Source organism: Flintibacter sp. SJQ-8 (assembly GCF_054108085.1).
Genome location: NZ_JBPJWR010000017.1, coordinates 74,934 through 97,484, shown reverse-complemented (window position 1 = coordinate 97,484; position 22,551 = coordinate 74,934). Strand labels below are relative to the sequence as shown.

Annotated in this window: 22 protein-coding genes; 7 read left to right on the top strand and 15 right to left on the bottom strand. The window is 63.6% G+C overall.

Going from position 1 to position 22,551, the window contains the following annotated elements; translation table 11 throughout:
* Positions 1-48 precede the first annotated feature (48 nt).
* The 7 genes from ACSAMP_RS16225 to ACSAMP_RS16195 all read right to left on the bottom strand — a co-directional run bounded on the left by ACSAMP_RS16225 (position 49) and on the right by ACSAMP_RS16195 (position 8,059).
* On the bottom strand, positions 49-738 hold the full coding sequence (locus ACSAMP_RS16225) for a response regulator transcription factor (protein WP_441796108.1): 690 nt from the start codon (positions 736-738) through the stop codon (positions 49-51).
* A 42-nt stretch (positions 739-780) separates the two neighbouring features.
* Positions 781-2,256: a hypothetical protein gene (locus ACSAMP_RS16220; RefSeq protein ID WP_457801050.1), complete on the bottom strand. Its 1,476-nt coding sequence runs from the start codon at positions 2,254-2,256 to the stop codon at positions 781-783.
* Between the two features lie 182 nt (positions 2,257-2,438).
* Positions 2,439-3,743: a phosphopyruvate hydratase gene (gene eno / locus ACSAMP_RS16215; RefSeq protein ID WP_441796110.1), complete on the bottom strand. Its 1,305-nt coding sequence runs from the start codon at positions 3,741-3,743 to the stop codon at positions 2,439-2,441.
* Positions 3,744-3,849: 106 nt separating this feature from the next.
* On the bottom strand, positions 3,850-5,364 hold the full coding sequence (gpmI, locus tag ACSAMP_RS16210) for a 2,3-bisphosphoglycerate-independent phosphoglycerate mutase (RefSeq protein ID WP_457801049.1): 1,515 nt from the start codon (positions 5,362-5,364) through the stop codon (positions 3,850-3,852).
* 55 nt (positions 5,365-5,419) lie between these two features.
* Positions 5,420-6,193 (bottom strand): triose-phosphate isomerase, encoded by a 774-nt coding sequence (gene tpiA / locus ACSAMP_RS16205; RefSeq protein ID WP_457801048.1) that lies wholly within the window; start codon positions 6,191-6,193, stop codon positions 5,420-5,422.
* A 109-nt stretch (positions 6,194-6,302) separates the two neighbouring features.
* On the bottom strand, positions 6,303-7,499 hold the full coding sequence (locus ACSAMP_RS16200) for a phosphoglycerate kinase (protein ID WP_457801047.1): 1,197 nt from the start codon (positions 7,497-7,499) through the stop codon (positions 6,303-6,305).
* Positions 7,500-7,570: 71 nt separating this feature from the next.
* A complete protein-coding gene (locus ACSAMP_RS16195) occupies positions 7,571-8,059 on the bottom strand; it encodes a tRNA (cytidine(34)-2'-O)-methyltransferase (RefSeq protein WP_457801046.1) in 489 nt (162 codons plus the stop codon).
* 465 nt (positions 8,060-8,524) lie between these two features.
* On the opposite strand from ACSAMP_RS16195, the gene ACSAMP_RS16190 reads away from it, so the two are divergent.
* Entirely contained in the window at positions 8,525-9,790 is a 1,266-nt protein-coding gene (locus ACSAMP_RS16190) for a competence/damage-inducible protein A (RefSeq protein WP_457801045.1), read from the top strand.
* A gap of 97 nt (positions 9,791-9,887) precedes the next feature.
* Here the strand turns inward: ACSAMP_RS16190 and ACSAMP_RS16185 are convergent, their stop codons facing one another.
* Positions 9,888-10,442 carry a biotin transporter BioY gene (locus ACSAMP_RS16185; protein WP_457801044.1) on the bottom strand — a complete coding sequence of 185 codons (555 nt, stop codon included), beginning with the start codon at positions 10,440-10,442 and terminating at the stop codon, positions 9,888-9,890.
* 111 nt (positions 10,443-10,553) lie between these two features.
* Entirely contained in the window at positions 10,554-12,008 is a 1,455-nt protein-coding gene (locus ACSAMP_RS16180; protein WP_457801043.1) for a PstS family phosphate ABC transporter substrate-binding protein, read from the bottom strand.
* Between the two features lie 169 nt (positions 12,009-12,177).
* On the opposite strand from ACSAMP_RS16180, the gene ACSAMP_RS16175 reads away from it, so the two are divergent.
* A complete protein-coding gene (locus tag ACSAMP_RS16175; protein WP_457801042.1) occupies positions 12,178-13,383 on the top strand; it encodes an S-layer homology domain-containing protein in 1,206 nt (401 codons plus the stop codon).
* Between the two features lie 58 nt (positions 13,384-13,441).
* On the opposite strand, the gene ACSAMP_RS16170 is transcribed toward ACSAMP_RS16175, so the two are convergent.
* The gene (locus tag ACSAMP_RS16170; RefSeq protein WP_457801041.1) at positions 13,442-14,299 is read right to left on the bottom strand and encodes a hypothetical protein; all 858 of its coding nucleotides are present in this window, start codon (positions 14,297-14,299) and stop codon (positions 13,442-13,444) included.
* A gap of 213 nt (positions 14,300-14,512) precedes the next feature.
* Between ACSAMP_RS16170 and ACSAMP_RS16165 the strand changes: the two genes are divergently transcribed.
* From ACSAMP_RS16165 to ACSAMP_RS16155, 3 genes are all read left to right on the top strand, one after another.
* Positions 14,513-15,088, top strand: a complete 576-nt coding sequence (locus ACSAMP_RS16165) for a DUF4364 family protein (RefSeq protein ID WP_457801040.1) — start codon at positions 14,513-14,515, stop codon at positions 15,086-15,088.
* Positions 15,075-15,548, top strand: coding sequence for a pyridoxamine 5'-phosphate oxidase family protein (locus ACSAMP_RS16160; RefSeq protein WP_457801039.1), 474 nt, complete (start codon positions 15,075-15,077; stop codon positions 15,546-15,548). Before ACSAMP_RS16165 ends, ACSAMP_RS16160 begins: the two co-directional genes overlap by 14 nt.
* 364 nt (positions 15,549-15,912) lie before the next feature.
* Positions 15,913-16,557 (top strand): hypothetical protein, encoded by a 645-nt coding sequence (locus tag ACSAMP_RS16155; RefSeq protein WP_457801038.1) that lies wholly within the window; start codon positions 15,913-15,915, stop codon positions 16,555-16,557.
* A gap of 85 nt (positions 16,558-16,642) precedes the next feature.
* Here the strand turns inward: ACSAMP_RS16155 and ACSAMP_RS16150 are convergent, their stop codons facing one another.
* The 3 genes from ACSAMP_RS16150 to ACSAMP_RS16140 are packed head-to-tail and all read right to left on the bottom strand — an operon-like array spanning position 16,643 to position 19,321.
* Positions 16,643-17,398, bottom strand: coding sequence for an ABC transporter ATP-binding protein (locus ACSAMP_RS16150; protein ID WP_457801037.1), 756 nt, complete (start codon positions 17,396-17,398; stop codon positions 16,643-16,645).
* Positions 17,395-18,414 carry a FecCD family ABC transporter permease gene (locus tag ACSAMP_RS16145; protein WP_457801036.1) on the bottom strand — a complete coding sequence of 340 codons (1,020 nt, stop codon included), beginning with the start codon at positions 18,412-18,414 and terminating at the stop codon, positions 17,395-17,397. The genes ACSAMP_RS16150 and ACSAMP_RS16145 overlap by 4 nt, the downstream gene beginning before the upstream one ends.
* On the bottom strand, positions 18,368-19,321 hold the full coding sequence (locus ACSAMP_RS16140) for an ABC transporter substrate-binding protein (RefSeq protein WP_457801035.1): 954 nt from the start codon (positions 19,319-19,321) through the stop codon (positions 18,368-18,370). The genes ACSAMP_RS16145 and ACSAMP_RS16140 overlap by 47 nt, the downstream gene beginning before the upstream one ends.
* A 168-nt stretch (positions 19,322-19,489) precedes the next feature.
* Here ACSAMP_RS16140 and deoC point away from each other — a divergent pair, with 168 nt between their 5' ends.
* Complete coding sequence (gene deoC, locus ACSAMP_RS16135) at positions 19,490-20,137, top strand: deoxyribose-phosphate aldolase (protein ID WP_457801034.1); 648 nt, start codon at positions 19,490-19,492, stop codon at positions 20,135-20,137.
* 192 nt (positions 20,138-20,329) lie between these two features.
* Here the strand turns inward: deoC and ACSAMP_RS16130 are convergent, their stop codons facing one another.
* Both ACSAMP_RS16130 and ACSAMP_RS16125 read right to left on the bottom strand, forming a co-directional pair.
* On the bottom strand, positions 20,330-20,959 hold the full coding sequence (locus ACSAMP_RS16130) for an HAD family hydrolase (protein WP_457801033.1): 630 nt from the start codon (positions 20,957-20,959) through the stop codon (positions 20,330-20,332).
* A 1-nt stretch (position 20,960) separates the two neighbouring features.
* A complete protein-coding gene (locus ACSAMP_RS16125) occupies positions 20,961-21,557 on the bottom strand; it encodes a DNA-3-methyladenine glycosylase (RefSeq protein ID WP_457801032.1) in 597 nt (198 codons plus the stop codon).
* Positions 21,558-21,634: 77 nt separating this feature from the next.
* On the opposite strand from ACSAMP_RS16125, the gene ACSAMP_RS16120 reads away from it, so the two are divergent.
* Positions 21,635-22,549: a DMT family transporter gene (locus ACSAMP_RS16120; RefSeq protein ID WP_457801031.1), complete on the top strand. Its 915-nt coding sequence runs from the start codon at positions 21,635-21,637 to the stop codon at positions 22,547-22,549.
* The last annotated feature ends 2 nt before the right edge of the window (positions 22,550-22,551 follow it).

The window sequence follows — 22,551 nt, the reverse complement described above, 5'->3', positions numbered from 1 at the left end:
CCCTCCTTCTCTAAAAAGTTTTCCACATTTTCAGACGAGGCTGTGGACTTATCCCCGCCACTTATAGCCATAGCCCCACACGGTGTTGATATAGATGGGCTTTTGGGTGTTGTCCTCGATCTTGATGCGCAGGCGGCGGATGTTCACGTCCACGATCTTCAGTTCGCCAAAGTAATCCTTGCCCCACACCGCGTCCAGGATCTCCTCCCGGGCCAGGGCCTTGCCGGGGTTCTCCATGAACAGCTTGATGATGGAATACTCCACCTGGGTCAGCTTCACCCGCTGGCCGTTTTTCTCCAGGGTGCGGTTGCGGGTGTTCAGCAGGAAGGGCGGGTCGCTGATCTCGTCGGCGGACAGGCTCTCTGTGTCCCCGCCGGTGCGGCGGTAGAGGGCATCCACCCGGGCGGTGAGCTCCGCCGGAGAGAAGGGCTTTGTCACATAGTCGTCCGCCCCGGTCATCAGGCCGGTCACCTTGTCCATCTCCTGGGTGCGGGCGGTGAGCATGATGATGCCGATCTTGTTGTCCATGGCCCGGATGCGGCGGCATACCTCAAAGCCGTCGATGCCGGGCAGCATGATGTCCAGCAGGGCAACTTTTACGTCCGGGTTCTCCTTCAGGGCCACCAGGGCGTCCTCCCCGGTGCCCGCCTCGATGGTGGTATAGCCCGCCCGCTTCAGGTTGATGACCACAAAGCTGCGGATATTCTCCTCGTCCTCCAGGACCAGAACCTTTCTCATTTGGAGTCTACTCCTCTCTCAACGCCACCCAGCGCTCTATGCTCAGCTGTACCAGCTGGTCTGAATGGTCTGGAAATTTTTCATCAGCAGGTCGTTTTCCGTCAGGCCGCAGTCCCAGCCGCAGTCATAGAACTGGGCGGCGTAGATCACGTCCTCCTCCTCCCGCAGGGTGATGACCCCCTCCGCCTGGGCGCGGGTGGTGCGGTTGCTGCCGGTGAGCTTATAGATGCTCAAAAAGGGCACGGGCGTCTCGTCCTCCCCCTGCCATAGGGAGAACACCACCTGCCGCTGGCCGGACACCACGTCGCTGCGAGAGACGGATATCTTGTCCTCCCAGCTGTCCGGGGTCTCCAAGAACCAGCCGTCGGTCACGTTGTAATAGGTGCCCATCACCCGGCTGCGCTGGCCGCTCTGGTCATATTGATACCAGTCCACCAGCCAGGCGCTGGCCCCGCCGGGGTCCCGGTCCTGGGGCAGCATGCGCACCTGGGGCAGTTCCAGCACCACGTCGTTGTTCACGTCGCTGGGGCCCAGTTCCGCCGTGCCCCGCAGGCGCTCCCGGCTGACCCCGTGGTCGTTCAGGGCCAGGTTCACCAGGTGCATCTCCCCCTCGTGGCCGCCGGGCTGATAGGCCACCACGTCGGTGGTGCGGCTGCCGTCGGACTGGGCGCAGGTGACATACAGGGCGGGGGGATAGTACGTCCCGGCCAGATAGCCCGCCGTCACCCGGTTCAGTCCGGTGATCCCGGCGGACAGGGCGGTGGTGCTCAGGCTCTCCATCCGCCCGTTGCGCCAGCCGTACAACTCCACCTGGCCGCTGAGGGCGGCGGCGTCCAGCCGGACCACGGCCACCTCGGTGCGGGTGTCCTGGTCGATGTCCAGCAGACGATAGCCGCTGGAATAGGCCCCGCCCTCCATGGCGGTGCTGCAGCTGGTCAGCAGCAGCTCTGTGGCCCGGAGGGAGGCCCGGTCCGCCAGCTGGTTCTGGGGGAGCGCGGCGGCGTCTGCCGCAGGCTCCAGCTCCAGCTCGTCCAGGGTATAGGCCCCCAGCTGATAGACGCCGGTGTTCACCTGCCAGTTCACCACCAGCTCTTTGCTGCCCGCGCCGTTTAAGTCCACATAGTCCACGGAATAGATGGCGGAGCCGTCCCCCTCCACCAGACCCCGGACCTGATAGTCCCCGTCGGTGGCGGTGAAGATATAAATTTTCAGCGATTTTTCCACGCCGGGCACCCGGATAAAGGCCACGGCGCTCTCCCGCTGGCCGTCCCCGTCCAGGTCCTGGAGCTGAATCGATGCGGTGTTGTCCCCGGCGACGATCACCGCGTCCTCGCAGCTGACGCCGAACTGGCCCTCCAGCCCGGTCTTCACCGAGCGGATGGCCGCCGCCAGCTGGTCATAGCCCGCCGAGCGCTCCGGGCGGCGGTATAGCTCGTCCGGCGGACGGAACAGGCAGCCCGTCAGCAGCAGCGCCATGGCCGCCCACAAAAGCAGGGCCAGTGCCCCTCTTTTTTTCACGCCGCCCACTCCTCTCATTTCAATACACGCTGTTTGCGCATTCGATAAAAATCCTGTTTATCATCATATCACAAATCCCGAAACTTGCCTACTGGTTTCACAAAAAGTTTTTATTTGGGGACAGCAAGACCCGCCGGGCCGCAAATGCGGACCGGCGGGTCAAAGAATTTATGAGGCTTGTCTTACTTCTTCAGGTTGAAGAAGGCCTTCAGGCCGGGGTACTCGGCCACGTCGCCCAGCTCCTCCTCGATGCGCAGCAGCTGGTTATACTTGGCCACGCGGTCGGTGCGGCTGGGGGCGCCGGTCTTGATCTGGCCGGCGTTCAGGGCCACGGCGATGTCGGCGATGGTGGCGTCCTCGGTCTCGCCGGAGCGGTGGGACACGATGGCGGTGTAACCGGCCCGGTTGGCCATCTGAATGGCGTCCAGGGTCTCGGTCAGGGTGCCGATCTGGTTGACCTTGATCAGAATGGCGTTGGCCACCTTCTTCTCAATGCCGGTGGACAGGCGCTGCACGTTGGTGACGAACAGGTCATCGCCCACCAGCTGCACCCGGTCACCGATAGCCTTGGTGAGCATAGCCCAGCCCTCCCAATCGGTCTCGGCCATGCCGTCCTCCAGGGAGATGATGGGATAGTTATCGGCGAACTTCTTCCACATGTTCACCAGCTGCTGCTGGGTCAGCTTCTTGCCGGACTTGGGCTGGACATAGATCTTCTGCTCCTCGTCCCACCACTCGGAGGAGGCGGCGTCGATGGCGATCATAAAGTCCTCGCCGGGCTTGTAGCCGGCCTCTTCAATGGCCTGGACAATGACCTTCAGGGCGTCCTCGTCCTTCTTCAGGTTGGGGGCATAGCCGCCCTCGTCGCCCACACCGGCGGCGGGGGTGCCGTTCTCCTTCAGCACGGTCTTCAGGGTGTGGAACACCTCGGCGCAGCGGCGCAGGGCCTCCCGGAAGGAGGGGGCGGAGACGGGCATGATCATGAACTCCTGGATCTCCACGTTGTTGGTGGCGTGGGCGCCGCCGTTGAGGATGTTCATCATGGGCACGGGCAGCTGCTTGGCGTTCACGCCGCCGATGTAGTTATACAGGCTGGTGCCCAGGCTCTCGGCAGCGGCCTTGGCGCAGGCCAGAGAAGCGCCCAGGATGGCGTTGGCGCCCAGGCGGGTCTTGTTGGGGGTGCCGTCCAGGTCGATGAGCATCTTGTCGATGGCCACCTGGTCCAGCACGTTGGTGCCGATCAGGGCCTCGGCGATCTCGGTGTTCACGTTCTTCACGGCAGTCTCAACGCCCTTGCCGTTATAGCGGCTCTTGTCGCCGTCCCGCAGCTCGCAGGCCTCGTAGATACCGGTGGAAGCGCCGGAGGGGACCGCAGCGCGGCCCATGGTGCCGTCCTCCAGATAGACCTCCACCTCAACGGTGGGGTTGCCGCGGCTGTCCAGGATCTCGCGGCCCAGAACGTCAACGATCTCGATCATCTGCTTCATGGGAATTAACTCCTTTCGTTTTTCGGCGGACTTATGCCGCCGTGCGCAAAAACTTATCCATCAGCGCGGTCTCCCGCGCAGAAACGGTGTGAAAAAATGCTTGTTTTCAGGGGACGATCAGGGTCTTGCCGTCCATCTCGGCGGGCTTTTCCAGACCCATCAGGTCCAGCATGGTGGGGGCGATGTCCGCCAGGCGGCCATCCCGCAGCTTCACGCTGGCCCCCACGATATAGAAGGGCACCAGGTTGGTGGTGTGGGCGGTGAAGGGTTCGCCCTTCTCGTCCACCATCTTCTCCGCGTTGCCGTGGTCGGCGGTGATGAGGGACACGCCGCCCATCTTGCTGGTGGCCTCTACCACCTTGCCCACGCACTCGTCCACGGTGGCCACGGCCTTGCAGGCGGCGTCGTACACGCCGGTGTGGCCCACCATGTCGCAGTTGGCAAAGTTCAGGATGATGACGTCATAGGCCCCGCTGAGGATGCGCTGAGAGGCCTCCTCCGCCACCTGATAGGCGGACATCTCGGGCTGGAGGTCGTAAGTGGCAACTTTCGGGGAGGGAATCAGGCACCGGTCCTCCCCGGGGAAGACGGTCTCCACGCCGCCGTTGAAGAAGAAGGTCACGTGGGCATACTTCTCCGTCTCGGCGATGCGCAGCTGGGTCAGACCCAGCTTGGAGATATACTCGCCGAAGATGTTCTCCAGCTTCTGCCGGGGATAGGCCACGCTCACGTTGGGCATGGTGGCGTCATACTCGGTGGTGCAGACAAAGTCCACGGGGACAAAGCCCGTCTTGCGCTCTACGTCCGTAAAGTCCTCGTCCACCAGGCAGCGGGTGATCTCACGGGCCCGGTCGGGGCGGAAGTTGAAGAAGATCACCGAGTCGTTGTCCTGGATCTGTACGTCCTTCAGGCAGACCACGGGCTTGACGAACTCGTCGGTGACGCCCGCGTCATAGGACTTCTGCACGGCCTCGGCGGCGTCGGCCTCATAGGGGGCCTGGCCGCAGACGATGGCGTCGTAGGCCTGCTGCACCCGGTCCCAGCGCTTGTCCCGGTCCATGGCGTAATAGCGGCCCATCACCGAGGCGATCTTGCCCACGCCCAGCTGCTGCATCTTGGCCTGGAGCAGCTCCACATAGTGCTTGCCGGAGCTGGGGGGCACGTCCCGCCCGTCCAGGAAGCAGTGGACATAGACCTTTTCGATGCCCTGCTCCCCCGCCATCTTCAGCAGGGCGAACAGGTGGTTGATGTGGCTGTGGACGCCGCCGTCAGACAGCAGGCCCATGAGATGCAGGGCGCTGCCCCACTCCCGGCAGTTGGACATGGCGTCTAAGAAGGCGGGGTTCTGGAAGAAGGCCCCGGTGTCGATGTCCCGGCTGATGCGGGGCAGGTCCTGGAACACCACCCGGCCCGCGCCCATGTTGGTGTGGCCCACCTCGCTGTTGCCCATCTGCCCCTCGGGCAGACCCACGTCCAGGCCGGAGGCCGCCAGGCGGCAGCCGGGGCACTGGGCGAAGATGCGGTCCAGATTGGGCTTGGGCGTGTCAGCCACGGCGTTGCCCGGACCCTTGGGGGCGATGCCAAAGCCATCCATGATGATTAAAGTAGTCGGTGTTTTCATAAAGTCCTCAATACCTCTTGATCTGGAAAAGTTTGTCCCCCCTCCGGGACGCCCCTTACTCCTGATTGGCGGAGTTGATGATTTCCACAAAGTCGGCGGGCTTCAGGGACGCACCGCCGATCAGGCCGCCATCCACGTCGGGCTGAGCCAGCAGCTCGGCGGCGTTCTTGGCGTTCATAGAGCCGCCGTACTGGATGGTGACGGAGCGGGCCACGTGAGCGCCATACAGCTTGCGGATGACGGCGCGGATGGCCTGGCAGACCTCGCCGGCCTGCTCGGCAGTGGCGGTCTTGCCGGTGCCGATGGCCCACAGGGGCTCATAGGCGATGATGACGTGGCGCATCTTGTCGGCGGGCACGTTGGCCAGGGCGCACTTGACCTGATAGGAGATGAGCTCCATGGTCACGCCCAGCTCCCGCTGCTCCAGGCTCTCGCCCACGCAGACGATGGGGATGAGGCCGGCGTTGATGGCGGCGTGGACCTTCTTGTTCACGGTGAAGTCGGTCTCGTTGTAATACTGGCGGCGCTCGGAGTGGCCGATGATGACATACTTGGCCCCGGCCTCCTTGATCATCTTGGCGGTGATCTCGCCGGTGTAAGCGCCGTGGTCCTCGTAGTGGCAGGTCTCAGCGCCGATGGCGATGTGACAGTCCTTGAACAGGCGGACGGCACTGGTGATATTCACCGCCGGGACGCAGAGCACCACATTGCACCACTTGCCCTTGGGGATGATGGGCTTGATCTGCTCGGCAAAGGCCTTCATCTGAGACAGGGTATTGTTCATCTTCCAGTTTCCAGCAATGATAGTCTTACGATAACGACGATTCATGGTGTTCTCTCCCTAACTTGTAAATTTATTTGCAAAAGAAGCTCGTCCGCCTCTCCGGGCCCCGGGTTGGAGCTGGGTGCCCGGAGAGGATGTTTTCAATATTAAGCGCTCAGGCGTCCAGCAGGCAGGCCACGCCGGGCAGCTCCTTGCCCTCCATGAACTCCAGGGAGGCGCCGCCGCCGGTGGAGATGTGGGTCATCTTGTCGGCATAGCCCAGCTGCTGCACCGCAGCCGCGCTGTCGCCGCCGCCGATGATGGTGATGGCGGAGGTCTGACTCAGGGCCTCGGCCACGGCCTGGGTGCCCTTGGCAAAGGCGGGGAACTCGAACACGCCCATAGGGCCGTTCCAGATGACGGTGCCCGCGTCGGCCACGGCGTCGCAATAGAGCTTCACGGTCTCGGGGCCGATGTCCAGGCCCTCCCAGCCGTCGGGGATCTCGCCGGACTTCACCACCTGGCTGTTGGCGTCGGGGGCAAACTTGTCGGCGCACACGGTGTCCACAGGCAGGAGGAGCTTGACGCCCTTCTCCTTGGCCTTGTCCATCATCTTCAGGGCGTACTCCTCCCAGTCGGCCTCCAGCAGGCTGTTGCCGATCTTGCCGCCCATGGCGGCGGAGAAGGTATAGGCCATGCCGCCGCCGATGATGACGGTGTCGGCGATCTCCAGCAGGTTGTTGATGACGCCGATCTTGGAGGAGACCTTAGAGCCGCCCAGGATGGCCACCAGGGGGCGCTTGGGGCTGGCCAGAGCGCCGCCGATGATCTCCAGCTCCTTCTGAATGAGGAAGCCGGACACGGCGGGCAGATACTGGGCCACTCCGGCGGTGGAGGCGTGGGCGCGGTGGACGGCGCCGAAGGCGTCGGACACATACACCTGGGCCATGTCGGCCATGGCCTTGGCCAGGGCGGGATCATTTTTCGTCTCGCCGGGCTCGAAACGGGTGTTCTCCAGCAGCATGATCTGGCCGGGCTGGAGGGCGGCGGCCTTGGCCTGGGCGTCGGGACCCACCACGTCATCGGCCATGATGACCGGCTTGCCCAGCAGCTGGCTCAGGCGGGCGGCCACGGGCTTTAAGCTCAGCTCGGGCTTTACCTCACCCTTGGGCTTGCCCATGTGGGAGCAGGCGATCACCGCGGCCCCCTGGTCCAGCAGATACTGGATGGTGGGCAGGGCGGCGCGGATGCGCTTGTCATCGGTGATGACGCCGCTGCCGTCCTTGGCCATGGGCACGTTGAAATCGCAGCGCAGCAGGACCTTTTTGCCCTTCACGTCCACGTCCTTCACGGTCTTTTTGTTGTAATTCATGTTTGGGAACCCCTTTCCGTAGTACAAGATGAAAAGTCCATATGTAATATGTAAGGAATCGAGATCGGGTGTTATTCCTCCGCCGCCATGCTGCCCACGCCGGACAGACCGGGGAACCCGTTCTGCTTCAGCGCTTCATAGGTCAGGATGGCCACAGAGTTTGCCAGGTTCAGACTTCTGGCATCCTCCCGCATGGGGATGCGGATGCAGCGGCTGCGGTATTTTTCCCGCAGCCACTCGGGCAGTCCGGCGGTCTCCTTGCCGAACATCAGCCAGCAGTCGGGGGAAAAGCGTGCCTGGGAATAGTCTCTTGGGGCTTTGGTCGTGGCCAGCCACACATCGGGCTGGGGATGCAGGGAGAAAAAGTGCTCGATGTTGTCATACACCGTCAGGTCCACCATGTGCCAGTAGTCCAGTCCCGCCCGGCGCACCGCCTTTTCGCTGATGTCAAAGCCCAGGGGGCGGATGAGATGCAGCCGGCTTCGGGTGGCGGCGCAGGTGCGGGCGATGTTGCCGCAATTCTGGGGAATTTCCGGTTCCACTAAGACGATGTTCAGCACAGGTGGCTCCTCCTCTTTCTTGCGCGTATCATTGTATTCCAAAATTCCGAGAATTTCAACTGTAAATTGGTCGAAAAATCGCAAAAAATTCAAATTTCCCGCCCAAACTGGTGCTTGGGCTTCCGTTTCGCCCGGTTTTGACCTTTAGTTGCCTTTTAAACCGCCCTCCGGCGGTCTTGCGCCGGACTTAATCAGCTTGGTTTTTCCTCTAGCGGCCATTTATTTCTCATAAAAGGTTCCCCTTTCCCGGGAAATTTGTCTCCCCGCCGCCTTTTCTTCCCGCCGGGGCCGTGTTATAATGGCGGCGGTAGAATCCCCCCGCCGCTTTGCGGCCCTCCCCCCTTTGACAAGGGGGGCTGTTTGTGCGTTTTATCAGGCCCCCTTGTGAAAGGGGGCTGGCATCGTCGCAGACGATGACTGAGGGATTCCACACCTCACCTTTAAGTTAGAAAGGTCTTGTTTATTATGTCTCATACCGTGGAGATCCTGTCGGTGGGCACCGAGCTTCTGCTGGGCAACATCGCCAACACCGACGCCCAGACCCTCTCCCAGGGGCTGAGCGCCCTGGGGCTGAACGTCTATTACCACACCGTGGTGGGGGACAACCCCCAGCGGGTCCGCCAGGCGGTGGACGTGGCCAAGGGGCGGGCGGACGTCATCATCACCACCGGCGGCCTGGGCCCCACCTGCGACGATCTGACCAAAAACGTCCTGGCTGAGGCCTTCGGCAAGCAGCTGGTGTTTGACGAGACTTCGGCCCAGCGCATCCGCACCCACTTTGCCCGCATTGGCCGGACCATGACGGAGAACAACATGCAGCAGGCCATGCTGCCCGAGGGCTGCACCATTTTCGCCAACGACTGGGGCACCGCCCCGGGCTGCGCCTTTCAGGCCGACGGGGTCCACGTCATCATGCTCCCCGGCCCCCCCAGCGAGTGCGGCCCCATGTTCCAATATCGGGCCGTGCCCTATCTCCAGCAGCTGTCTGAGGGGGTCATCACCTCCCACACCATCAAGCTCTTCGGCATCGGGGAGTCCAGCGTAGAGGCCCAGCTGCGGCAGCAGATGAACGCCATGACCAACCCCACCCTGGCCCCCTATGCCAAGGAGGGGGAGTGCGAGCTGCGGGTCACCGCCAAGGCGGCCACGGCAGAGGAGGCCCAGGCCCTGCTCCAGCCCACGGTGGACCAGATCAAAGCCCTGTTCGGCAGCAAGGTCTATGGCGTGGACGTGCCCTCGCTGGAGGTGGTGGTGGAGGACCTGCTGCGGCAGAAGGGCATGACCCTGGGCACCGCCGAGAGCTGCACCGGCGGCCTGATGGCCAAGCGGCTCACCGATGTGCCCGGGGCCTCTCAGGTATTCAAGGGCGGCGTGGTCTCCTATACCAATGAAGTGAAGCACGGCGTGCTGGGGGTGCCCCAGGACATGCTGGACCGGTTCGGCGCGGTGTCCGCCCCCGTGGCCGCCGCCATGGCTGAAGGGGCCCGCCGGGCGCTGGGCTGCGACGTGGCCCTGTCCTCCACCGGCGTGGCCGGACCGGACCGGGATGACCGGGGCAACGAGGTGGGCACCATGTTCGTGGCCATCGCCACCGCCGAGGGCACCCACGTAAAGGAGCTGCATCTGGGCGCCCGCCCGGTGCGGGCCCGTCTGCGCACCCAGACGGCCTCCCACGCCTTCGACCTGGCCCGGCGATATCTGTCCGGCCTGCCCTACGAAGAAACCGTTTGACCCCATAAACGCAAAAAGGACCGTCCGGGCTGGACGGTCCTTTTTGCTGGGGAAAATCGTATATGTGTCAGCGTGTCAGTATCAAACGAAAGAAAACTCAGCCCTGAGGATACAGCCCGGCCTTCTCCAGGCCGGTGCGGATCATGGGGCCTACGCCGGCGGCCACGATCATCTTGATGAAGTCGCCGGGGAGGAAGGGGATGACGCAGTAGCCCATGGCAACGCCCAGAGGGTTGCCGGACTGGACGCAGTACCAGGCGGTGCCCAGAGCGTACAGCACCGCCGTGCCCAGGATCATGCCGATAAACTGCCCTACCCGGTTCTTGGGGGCGGCGGCCACCGCCAGTCCGCAGATGAGGGCCAGGGGCAGATAGCCCACGATATAGCCGCCGGTGGGCCCGGCCACCACGCCCAGGCCGCCGGAGAAGCTGTTGAATACGGGCATCCCCACTGCACCCAACAGAATGTACACCAGGGTGGCCACGGTGCCCCGCTTCCAGCCCAGAATATAGGCGTTCATATAGATGACCAAGGTACACAGGGACAGGGGAATGGGGCCAATGGAGATGGAGAACGGGGCCACCACCGCCATGACAGCGGCCATCACTGCCGTCATCGCCAGAGGCACCGCCGGGTGCTTAGAGGTCTGCATTGCGTGCGCTTCCTTTCATGGCCCGGCAAAAGCCGGACTGTAAACGTATTTTTTCAAAAGTATACATTCTCACGCAGCATTTGTCAACCTGTCCCCGTTTTGGTTGTCGATTTAGCCTGCAAGACCACCATAGCCCGTCTCCCGGACCAAGGTCTGGCCGTCCGGGGATAGAAAGAAGTCGATCATCTTCCCCACGTTGGGATTCGGGTCGTCCTTCCGGGTGACCAGACACAGAGGGACGGTGAGGGGATAGCTGCCGTCCTCGATGTGGGCCAGGTCAGGGGTCACCCCGTCCACCGCCAGCAGCTTGACCCCCTTCTCCTGGCTGAGGCCCTGGATAAAATACCGGAAGGAGTAGCCCAATGCCCCCCGCTGGTTGGCATACTGGGCCACGTGGCGGATGACCCCCTCCATGGAGCCCACCGTCTCATAGGTCTGGGGTTCCTTCAGGCTGACCTCCCCCATGAAGTATTCCATCATAGTCTGGGAGCCGGAGCCCGCCGGACGCTGAAAGGCGGCGATTTCCCCAGCGCGCCCGCCCACCTGGCTCCAGTCGGTCACGTCCCCGTGATAGATGGCCCGCAGCTGGTCCTGGGTCAGGCCGTCCACCGGCTCGTCCTCCTCCACAAAGAAGACAAAGGCCTCCCGGCCAATGGGGGTGATCTCCAGCTCCACCCCCTGCTCCGCCGCATATGCCAGCTGATCTGCCGACGGTCTGGCCCCGAAGAACAGGTCCACATTTCCCTCTATCAGCCGCTCAAAGCCCACGACGGTGTTGGTAAAGGTGACGATCTTGCCGTTGGTCCAGGCGCGCTCCCCGCTGTCGGCCCAGTTGGATTCGATGTGGGCGATGTCCTGATACACCGCCTTGGCCGCCGCGGCATACAGGGGATAGCAGGCCTCCGCCCCGTCCATCACGGGCATGTCCGCCTCGTCCTGTATCTGGAACGCCGCCGGGTGGTCCAGGGCAGCCAACTTGCCGGGCTGGCTGTACACCATGTACTGGCTGAAGTCAGTGCTGGAGAAGCCGTGCATATAGGCAAAGCCGTGGCCCCCATAGCGCACCTCCGGTCTGTTGCAATACAGCCCCGTACACAGGGCAGCGCACAGGGCCAGCCCCACCCCGGGGAGGACCAGCCGCCGCCACCGGGGGCGCTCCCCCTTCCGGCAGGTGCAGAAGAGATATCCGGCGGCATAGGTCAAAAAGATGGTCAGAACCAGGATCAGCCGCTCCCCCATAAGGGACAAGATCAGCCACAGCGGGCAGAAGGGAAGGGTCAGCCACAGCAGCTGCCCCACCGCCGTGCTGTCCACACTGCCCTTTCCCAGGACCATCAGCACCGTGAAGCAGAGGGCCAGGAGCAGCAGGGAGATGCCGTTGATCCGGGCTCCCCGCCGCCGGTCCACCCGTCCACCAAGGGAGAAATATATCAGCCAGGTCAGAAGCGGGACTGTGACCAGACAGGTCCACGAGGGGGCCCCGAAGAACAGGGGCAGCGCACCCAGAAAAGACGCCCCCAGAGGGATCAGACCATAGCACGGCAAAATGTTGAAAATCCATCCCATATCGTCACCTCGTTTGTTTATTTTGCTATTATATCACAGCCGAACGGGGCCTGTCCACCGGGGAAAACGGTTTTCGTGCCGGAGAAAGCGCCCCTCTTTCTTGTCAAACCCGGCATTTTTGGTTATAATGGGCTTTGTATCCAAACCACCAAACCGAAAGGAGACCTTTATGTTCAAGTGTAAACGCTGGCTTGGCCTGGTGCTCTGCCTGGTCATGGCCGTCTCTATGATGCTGCCTGTGTCCGCTGTGGACCCCCTGTCCACCAGCTTTGCGTCTTTTCTCATCCACGCCAACACCACCGACTCCCCGGAGGTGAATCTGCACATCAAGCTCTATCGCCGGGGCAGTTCCGGCCTGTTCCTGGCCGATGACGCCGTGCGGTATGACTGCCGGGTGAACCGGGCCGCGGGGGACCCCGTCTTCTATATCCAGCCCAAGACCGACGGGGTGTGGGTAGAGGTGGACTATCTCACCGACCTGAACGGCGACGGCATCTATGAGATGCTGGACGGCGAGGACCGCCCAGTGTGCGATACCATGACTGCCACCGGCGAGCTGACGGCCTGGACGGGGACCAACGCCACCCTGAAGGCCGGGCAGACCTATCTGCTCACCGCCAAGACCCTGGCCCAGCGGGGCCAGGAGGTGCTGAAGGCCCGGAACACCGCCGGCAGCGGCCAGACCCTGCCCGAGGCAGGCGCGGCCAGCCCCAACGCCGAGGGCATCCTCTATTTCGTGTCCCTCCACTATAACTCCCCCACGGACAAGCAGGAATATGTCCTGTCCTACTATGTCCGCCTGTACGACTCGGTGATCGTCCCCTCTGACGTGCCCGCCACCGCCTGGTACTACGGCGCGGTGGAGTATGCCCTGGAGCAGGGCTTCTTCTCCGGCACGGGCAGCGACGCCTTTCTGCCCAACGGCTCCGTCACCCGGGCCCAGCTGGCCCAGATCCTGTGGCGCATGGGCGGTTCTGTCCAGGCGGACAAGTCCGCCCACTTTGCCGACGTGTCCTCCGGCGACTGGTGCTATCAGGCGGTGAACTGGTGCAGTCAGGAGGGGCTGATGAGCGGCTCGGGCAACAAGTTCCTGCCCAACACCCCCCTCACCCGGGAGCAGCTGGCCCTGGTGCTCCAGCAGTATGCCAAGCGCCAGGGGCTGGACGTGACCGAGGGCAAATCCCTGTCCACCTTTGCCGACGGGAGCAGCGTGTCCGAGTGGGGCCGGACGGCCATGGAGTGGGCCGTGTCCACCGGGCTGCTGTCCGGCTATGAGAACAACACCCTGCGGCCCATCAACGGCATCAAGCGCTGCGAGCTGGCCGCCGTGCTGCGCACCTTCTGCCAGACCATGCTGGACCCCGCCCAGGGCTAATATATCCTGAATACAGACGACAAAAAGGACCGCCGAGGCGGTCCTTTTTGCTTATGGTTTAACTGCACGAGCAGCCGCAGCCGCCGGACTTGATGTCCTGATAGCTGCTGCCCCGGGGGGCGATGGAGTTGGGCGGGAAGAACTCGCCCACGGGGAACTGCACCTTGCGGAACAGCTCGCAGGGGTCCTCCTGGCAGCTGCCGCCGTCGCAGGGGCACTCCTTCTCGGGCACGCAGTAGTCATACACGGGGGTCAGCAGCTGGGTGTCCCGCTCCAGGCGGATGATGGAGAACTGCCCCAGGGTGACGTACATCCGGTGGGCCTCGCCGGTAAAGGCCAGCTCCTCCGGGAAGGCGGCGGCCACCGCCGGGGGGACGTCGGTCCACTGGCACTCGCAGGGGCAGGGGCGGCAGTCGCACACGTCCAGCAGCTTCATCCCCAGGATCAGCGGGTCCACCGCCTCCACCACGGCCACGGGGGCGGTGGTGTTGGGCAGACGCTGGCCGTCGGGCCCGCACCCGGCCTGGGAGGAGAAGATCTTGGCGTTCCCCTCGCTGCCGAACAGGATGACCCGCTTGTCAAACACCGCCAGCCCCGTCACCTCCACCGGGCGGACCGTGCCCACAAAGGCGTCGGCGGAGATGCGGTAGTAATACCGCACGTCCACGGTGTAAAAGCCCCGGTTGAAGGTGACCGGCTCCACATCGATGTAGGCGTACAGCAGCTGGGCGCAGCCCGCCTTTACCGAGACGGCCCGGTCCACCGCCTCCTGAGAGCTCCGGGTGAGATAGACCCGCAGGTCCTCGATGCAGTCCTTATCCCGGCAGGAATCGAAGATCTTCTTCGTGTGTACGCACACCGCCTCCCGGATGCGGCGCTCCTCGGTCACGGGACCGGGCACGACCACTTCTGGCATAGGGTTCCCTCCTAACAAAAAGATGACACGGGCGGCCATTTCCTGTGCCCGCCCTGGGCCTTGAGCCGATACATCCTATGTTCCGCCCCGGGATCGGTGCTTCCGGGCAAATTTGGGGCTTGCGGCTTTCCCCGGGCCGGGCTATAATAATATTTAATAGTTTCATAAGCATCGAACGTCAGTCCGTGCCCCCAGGGGAAAGGAGCGGTCATCATGCCCATGGGATTCATCCAAAGTGAACTAGACCTGAAGCTGCTGGTGCTTTATATCATGTCCCGGGTGGCCGGGCCGGTCACCTTCCTCCAGCTGCTGGAGCTGGCCCTGTGTGACGAGGGCGTGGACTACTTCTCCCTCACCGAGGCCGTGGGCCACATGGTGGAGACGGGCCAGTTGGAACGGGACGAGGAGCAGCGCTATTCCATCACGGAAAAGGGCCGCCGGAACAGCGAGATCTGCGAGAGCAGCCTGCCCTATTCCGTGCGGATGCACTGCGACGAGAATCTGGTCCGGGTGAACGACGCCATCCGCCGCCAGGCCCAGGTCCAGGCGGACGTGAGCGACAACGAGGACGGCACCTGCACCCTCCATCTGCGCCTGGATGACGTGGGCACCCCCCTGCTCCAGCTGGAGCTGCTCACCCCCAGCCGCCCCCAGGCCGCCGCCATGGCCCACCGCTTTCAGTCTGACCCCACCGCCCTCTATTACCACATCGTCACCTTGCTGACCAAGCCCGCCGAGCCAAAGCCCGGCGACGACATGAAAAAGGAGCCTGACCATGAGAAGAAGTGACCGGGAACAGAGTTTAGAATTCGCGCTGGAACTCATCGACCGCTGCCAGCACGGCACGGTGGCCTTTGCCACGGAAGACGGTGCCCCCTACTGCATCCCCCTGTCACTGGTGCGGGTGGGCGACAAGCTCTATTTCCACTGCGCCAAAGAGGGACACAAGACCGACCTGCTCCGCCATGACAGCCGGGTATGCATCACTTTCGTGGGCGCGGACGAACCCGCTTTCGTGGCCCCCGCCATGTACACCACCTATTTTCAGTCCGCCGTGGTCATAGGCCTGGCCAGCGAAGTGACCGAGCCGGAGGAGAAGGCCGAGGCCCTGCGGGCCCTGTGCCGAAAGCTCACTCCCCACGATCTGGGGGAGAGCCTGGAGAGGGCCATCGAAAAAAGTATGTCCGCCACCGCCGTGTGGCGTGTCTCCATGGACCAGGTCACCGGAAAGGCCAAGCTGAAAAAGTAACTTTGATGTTTGAGCGCCCCGAGGCAAAAACAGCCCCGGGGCGCTTTTCGCGCCTATTCCTGGCCAAATCTGGAAAACAACTGCGTATTTGTTCAGTAAACACCCCACTTTTGCTTTCGGAATAAAACGCAAAAAGAGGGAGACGGCGATGCAAGACCGTCTCTCTCTTTTTGCGTCCGTGAGGAATATGTCTGGTCCGCCCGGCATAAAATACCAGGGGTATTTGGTGAAAACGGAAACAAATCTGTAACCATTTTGCTACCGTCTCGTAACGCTTCCGATAAGAAGGTAACACAGCTGGCGTGCTATACTGTGGTCAAGATGAAAGAATATCACCCGATCCCTTGCGGAAGGAGGTCCCCACATGAAACTGAGAAAAATGCTGCTGACCCTGACTGCCGCCGCTGTGCTGGCTCTGTCCATCCCCTTCGCGGCCCTGGCCGTAAACGGCGGGGAGACCGCCCTGCCCGCCGGGGACGTGACCGCCGAGACCGGCTTTGTGCCCGGCTCCATCCCCGCCGAGACGGGGGCTGTGGAGTCCATGACCCCCGCCCTCCACGCCGGGCTGCTCACCCTGCTCCACCTGGGGGACGATGCCCTGACCGGCGACGCGGGCCGGTGGGAGACGGTCTATAACATGCTCTCCCTCTATGGCCAGCTGGACGAGCGGGCCGACAGCGGCGACGGCCTGCTCACCGTTCCCGCCGAGACCGTGCTGGACTTCTCCGCCGCTCTCCCCGGCGGCCCGGTGTATCTGAACACCCTGCCGGAGGACCTGGCGGACCGGATGACCTATCTGGCCGACCAGGACAGCTTCCAGGTGGTGTGCGGCGACGATAACCTGGCCGAGATCCAGCTGAGCGGCTCCACCGTGGAGCAGGGCAGACTGGTCCTGTCCGGCAGACTGGTCTACTCCGTGGACGGCAGCGTTCTCACCGGCTTCCAGGCCGTCCTCCAGCCCACCGACAGCCTGTTCGGCTATCAGATCGAGACGCTGGCTTTGGCCTGACGGCAAACTAAACAGCGCAAATCCCCAGAGTTCCCAAGACGGCGGCCCCACCACAGGGCCGCCGTACATTTTTGCTCTTTTATTCCTATAAGTAATAATACCGCCAGCCCCGGTCCGTCATCACCCGGCCCAGCTCGACGCCGAACACCCGGTTTAACATGCCGCTGGCGTAGATATTTTCCGGCCCGTCCACAGCCAGCAGGCGGCCTCCATCCAGCACAGCCAGCCGGTCCGCCGTGGTCAGGGCCAGGGGCAGGTCGTGGAGGACCAGGGCCACCGCCCGGCCCTGTTGGGCCAGCCCCCGGGCCAGCTGGCCCACCTGGTGCTGATGGCCCACGTCCAGAAAGGCGGTGGGCTCGTCCAGAAAGACGGTCTGGGCGTCCTGGGCCAGGGCCATGGCCAGATAGACCCGCTGGCGCTGGCCGCCGGACAGCTCCGGCATGGGCCGCTGGGCCAATTGCGCCGCGTCCGCCCGCTCCAGGGCGTCCATGGCCGCGGCGTAGTCCTCCTGCCGGAAGCGCCGGGGGTAGGTCAGGTGGGGAAAGCGCCCGTGGAGCACCATGCGCAGGGCGGTGATGTTGGGCACGGGCCGGGTCTGGGGCAGATAGGCGGCCTTCTGCGCCCGCTGCCGGGGCGTAAGCGTCGCGGCGTCCACCCCATCAATGACCACCTGTCCTCCCGCCAGGGGGATCAGCCCCAGGGCCGCCCGGATCAGGGTGCTCTTGCCGCTGCCGTTGGGGCCGATCAGGGCCAGCACCTCCCCGGGGCGCAGGGCCAGGTCGACGCCATTCAAGACGAGCCGCTCCCCATAGCCCGCCCGCAGCTGACGCAGCTCCATCATGGGGTCCGCCCCCCTCTCTGCTTCAGCAGCAGCCACAGGAAGAAGGGCCCGCCCCCCAGGGACAGGACCACCCCCACGGGCAGCTCGTATGGGGCGAAGAGCAGCCGGGACAGCAGGTCGCAAAATGTGAGCAGGGCAGCGCCGCCCAGGGCCGAGGCCGTCAGCAGGGGGCGGCTGTCCTCGCCCACCAGACGGCGGGCCATGTGGGGGATGATAAGGCCCACAAAGCCCAGCAGACCCGCAAAGCTCACCGCCGCCCCGGCCAGGGCCGCCGCCACCGCCAGCAGGACCATCCGGCTGCGCCCGGCGTTCAGGCCGAGAGAGCGGGCCACGTCCTCCCCCAGCAGCAGCACGTCCATCTCCCCGGCCAGGGTCAGGGCTAAGATCAGGGCGATGACGATCAGCGCCCCCGCCGGGAGGATGCGGTCCAGGGTCAGATTGGCCAGACTGCCCACCCGAAAGTCGGCGTAGCTGTTCAGCGTATCCGGGACAAAGGTGACCACCGCATCTATTCCGGCGTTGAACACGCTGGACACCGCCACCCCGGCCAGGGCCACCGTCAGCCGGGAAGCCCCGGTGCGCCGGGCGATGGCCAGCACCAGCAGCACCCCCGCCATGGCTCCCAAAAAGGCCAGCACCGGGGTGAGGGCCAGGGCCGTGGGAGCCAGGGCACAGGCCAGAGCCACCATCAGCCCCGCCCCGGCATTTACCCCGATGATGTTGGGAGCGGCCAGGGGGTTGGCCAGCACACTTTGAATGATAGCTCCCGAGGCGGCCAGGGCTGCCCCCGCCAGCAGACAGGCGCAGGTGCGGGGCAGGCGAATATGGAGAAGGATGGTCCCCGCCGTTCCGCAGCTGCGTCCGATAAGGGCCGCCCACAGCTCTCCGGGGGACAGGACCACCGGCCCCGCCGCCAGACTGAGTGCCGCCGCCAGCACCGTCAGCCCCGCCAGAAGCAGCAGCGTCCGCTTATGCCTGGCCGGCATCTGGATATAGGATATCTGCCAAGTGCTCATAGGCCTCTCCCCACCGGGCGTTGGGCTTTAGGTTGTAAAGCCGGTCGTCCATCACATAATAGCGTCCCTGCTGCACCGCCGTCAGGCTCTGCCAGGCGGGGTTTGCCAGCAGCGTGTGGTCCAAAGCACGCTGGGCCTCGGACTTGTCCGCTCCCTGCATCACCACAAAAATGAAGTCCGGGTCCAGCTGCAGAATGCGCTCTAAGCTCAGCTGCTCCAGCAGGGTCTGGTCGCTGTCGGCGATGTTCACGCAGCCCAGGTCCCGGAGCATCTCCCCCAGGACGCTGTCCCGGCTGTTTTTCACCTTGCACCCCGCCCCGGTGGCCCGGATGTACAGGGCGGTGGGGGCGGAGCCGTCCGCCCGGTCCCGGGCCGCCTGAACCTGACGCTCCACCCCAAGGCCATACTGGGCAAACCGGTCCGTATCCCCGGTGAGCTGGGTGCACAGGTCCAGCATGTGGAGATAGTCCCGAAACTCCGCCACCTTGAAATAGGCCACCTTCAGCCCCAGCTGTTCCAGGGCGGGCAGCAGTTCCACCTGGGCGGCGGTGTTGCTGCTGGCCAGGACCAGGTCGGGCTGGGCGGCGGCCAGCTGCTCTAAATTGATCTGCTTTACGCCGCCCAGACGGACTACGTCCTCGCCCAAATTCAGGTCAAAGCTGGTCCAGGCGTCGTCTGCCGCGGCCACCAACGTGTCTCCCCCACCGGCTAGCTGCCAGATGTCAGCAAAGCTGCCGATGAGGGCGGCCACCCGGCGGGGCGGCTCCACGGTGACGGTGCGGTCCAAATCGTCGGTGAAGGAGATGGACTGGACCTGGGCCGGTTCGCTCTCCGCCGGAGCGGCGGGAGCGCAGGCGGACAGGGCCAGACACAGGACAGTCAAGATACAAAATACGCGTCGTTTCACGGCTGGGTACTCGTTCCTTTCCACGTTCAAATCTATCCCATCATACCACACCGGGTGGGGAATTGGTATCCCGTCTTTCGCCGGGGCTGGACAAGGGCGGGGGAACGCGATACAATGGGGTATCAAAAACCGTCTGCCCGGGCAGACGGCGCAAGGAGTGTATCAGGGATGGACAAACAAGCCATTTTGAACCGGGTGGACCACACCCTGCTGACCACCACCGCCACCTGGGAGCAGGTGAAGAGTTTGTGCGATGAGGGGCTGAAGTATCACACCGCCTCGGTGTGTATCCCGCCCCGATTTGTGAAGCGGGCGGGGGACTATGTTGGCAACGACCTGAAGATCTGTACCGTCATCGGCTTTCCCAACGGCTATAACAGCACCGAGACCAAGGTCTTTGAGACAGAGGACGCCATCCGCAGCGGCGCCGACGAGATCGACATGGTCATTTCTCTGGGCCTGGTGAAGGCCGGGGACTGGGATGGGGTACTGGCGGAGATAAAAGCCGTGAAGGCCTCCTGCCAGGGCCGCATCTTAAAGGTCATCGTGGAGGCCTGTCAGCTGACCCAGGAGGAGAAGGTGAAGGTCTGCCAGATCGTCACCCTGGCCGGGGCGGACTTTATCAAGACCTCCACCGGCTTTTCCACCGGCGGGGCCACCGTGGAGGACGTGGCCCTGTTCCGGGCCAACATCGGCCCCGACGTGCGCATCAAGGCCGCCGGGGGCATCCGCACCTTTGAACAGGCCCAGGCCATGCTGGACGCAGGCGCGGACCGGATCGGGGCCAGCGCGCTGGTGGGGTTGATGGAGGAGTAACGCAAAAGCCTTCCCCCCCTCCCAGGGGGAAGGTGGCATGGCGCAGCCATGACGGATGAGGGTGACCCACGAGGGTGCATCCGTTGTCGCGGGCGGACACAGAGGTCCGCCCCTACATTGCCTATCGGTACTCTGGCGTAGGGGCGGATGTCCCCATCCGCCCGAACGAGGGGCCGCTGAGGACAGCGGCCCCTACAATTCGCCTTCAAATTTAAACGGATACACATGACAGACTTTCCCCATTTCCGCCCCTTGATGTGCAAAGATGGGGTCGGCTACGCCGTATACCTGCCAGCCCGCTTTCCGGGCGGCGGCGCAGGCCAGGGGGGAGTCGTCGAAGAGCACACAGTCCCCGTTCGGGACCCCGCATTGCTCTGCCGCATGGCGGTAGAGGGCGGGGTCCCGTTTTTCCAGCCCAAGCTCCGCCGCCGTCAGGATGTGAGAGAAGCAGTCTGTCAGGCCGTGGTGGGCCAGGGCGGCCCGGCACAGCTCCGGCATACAGGAGGACAGCAGGGCGCACCGCTCCCCCCGCTGGACCGCCCGGCGGACATATTCCCCCGCCCCCGGCTTCAGGGGCAGCTGGTGGGAATAGGCCTCCAGGGCCATGTCCAGCCACGCCCGGCAGATCTCCTCCTCCGGCATGTCCAGGCCGAACCGCCGCCGGGTGTAGGCCGCCGCGTCGGGGAAGGAGTGGTGGGTCACATATTCCGTATAGTCCTCGGGCACGGGGGATATCCCGTGCCGGGCCAGAAAGTCCCGGTCGATGTCCAGCCAGATGCCGTTGGAATCCAGCAGGGTGCCGTCCAAGTCAAAAAAGTACATGTTATTCCTCCGTCCAGAATCGCCAGGGGAAGCGGGCCGCCTCCTGGGCGTAGTCGATGCCGATGCGCTCCCCGGTAAAAATCTGCTGGGGCGGGGGGCCGGCGCATACGGTAAGCGGGCCGGCCGGGTCGGTGAGGTCCAGGCCGTTCTGCTCCCGGGTGAGCATTAACCCCCGGCACAGCTTGCCCGGGCCGTTTAAAAAATTTTTTCGCTGATAAGCGGTAAGCCGGTCCGCCTTGCGCCCAAAGCGGTTTTCTGCTATAATGTTCTCGTTTTTCACTGCTTTCGCTCCCCGGATGAGCACCGCACAGGGGGTGCCCTCCGGCTCGGTGACGAAGTTCAGGCAGTGGTACATGCCGTAGATCAAATAGAGATAGGCCGTCCCCGGCCGGGCATACAGCGTCTGGGTGCGGGCGGTGCGCCGCCCGCCATAGGCGTGGCAGGCCTTGTCGATGGGGCCGATATAGGCCTCCGTCTCTGTGATGCGGCAGACCAGCCGCGCCCCGTCCGGCATGGTGCGGACGATGTGCTGTCCCAGCAGCGCCCGGGCCACCGTCAGGGTGTCCCGGGCGTAAAAATCCCGTGTGAGCAGTTCCAAGTGTTCCGCCTCCCCCCTGTATATTCCCTGTTATGATATCACGTCCCCCGCCTATTTTGCAATTCGGAGTTGATCTTATGTCTTCCAAGACCATGAAACTGCTGGCAAAGCCCATGCTGTTTGCCACCGCCATCATCTGGGGCACCTCCTTCTTCATTATGAAGAACGCCCTGGACATCATCCCTGTATTTCGTCTGCTGGCCGTCCGTTTTACGGTGGGGGGAATCCTGCTGGCGGCCCTATGCGGCGGACGATGGAAAAAATTCACCCCGGACTATCTGTGGCGGGGGGCCATTGTGGGCGGGATGCTGTTCATCGCCTATTCCATCCAGACTTTTGGCCTGTCCATGACCACCCCGTCGAAAAACGCCTTTCTCACGGCGGTGTACTGTGTGCTGGTGCCCTTTTTCACCTGGGCGGTGGTCCGCAAGCGTCCTGACCGATATAATATTGCCGCCGCCCTTTTGTGCGTGGCGGGGGTGGGGCTGGTATCTTTGAACGACCAGCTGTCCATCAACGCCGGGGACCTGATCACCCTGCTGTGCGCCGTGTTCTATGCCGCCCACATCGTGTCGGTGGAGAAGCTGGCCCCCGGGAAGGACATCACCCTGCTCACCGTATTTCAGTTTGCCTTTGCTGGGCTGTACAGCTGGCTGTTCAGCCTGCCCACGGAGCGCTTTGACATGGGCCTTCTTCTGCAGCGGGAGCTGCTGTGGCCCATGGTCTATCTGTGTGTGATGGCCACCACGGTGGCGCTGCTGTTCCAAAATGTGGGCCAGCGATGGTCCGACCCCGCCTCCGCCTCAGTTATCCTGTCGTTGGAGTCGGTGTTCGGCGTGCTGTCCTCCGTGCTGTTTTACGGCGATCCGGTGACTGGGCGGCTGCTGGCGGGCTTTGGTCTGATTTTTGTGGCGGTGCTCTGTTCGGAGACAAAGTTCAGTTTTTTGAGAAAAAAACCGAACCAACGTAAGACCGGTGAAGAAGGAGGATGATC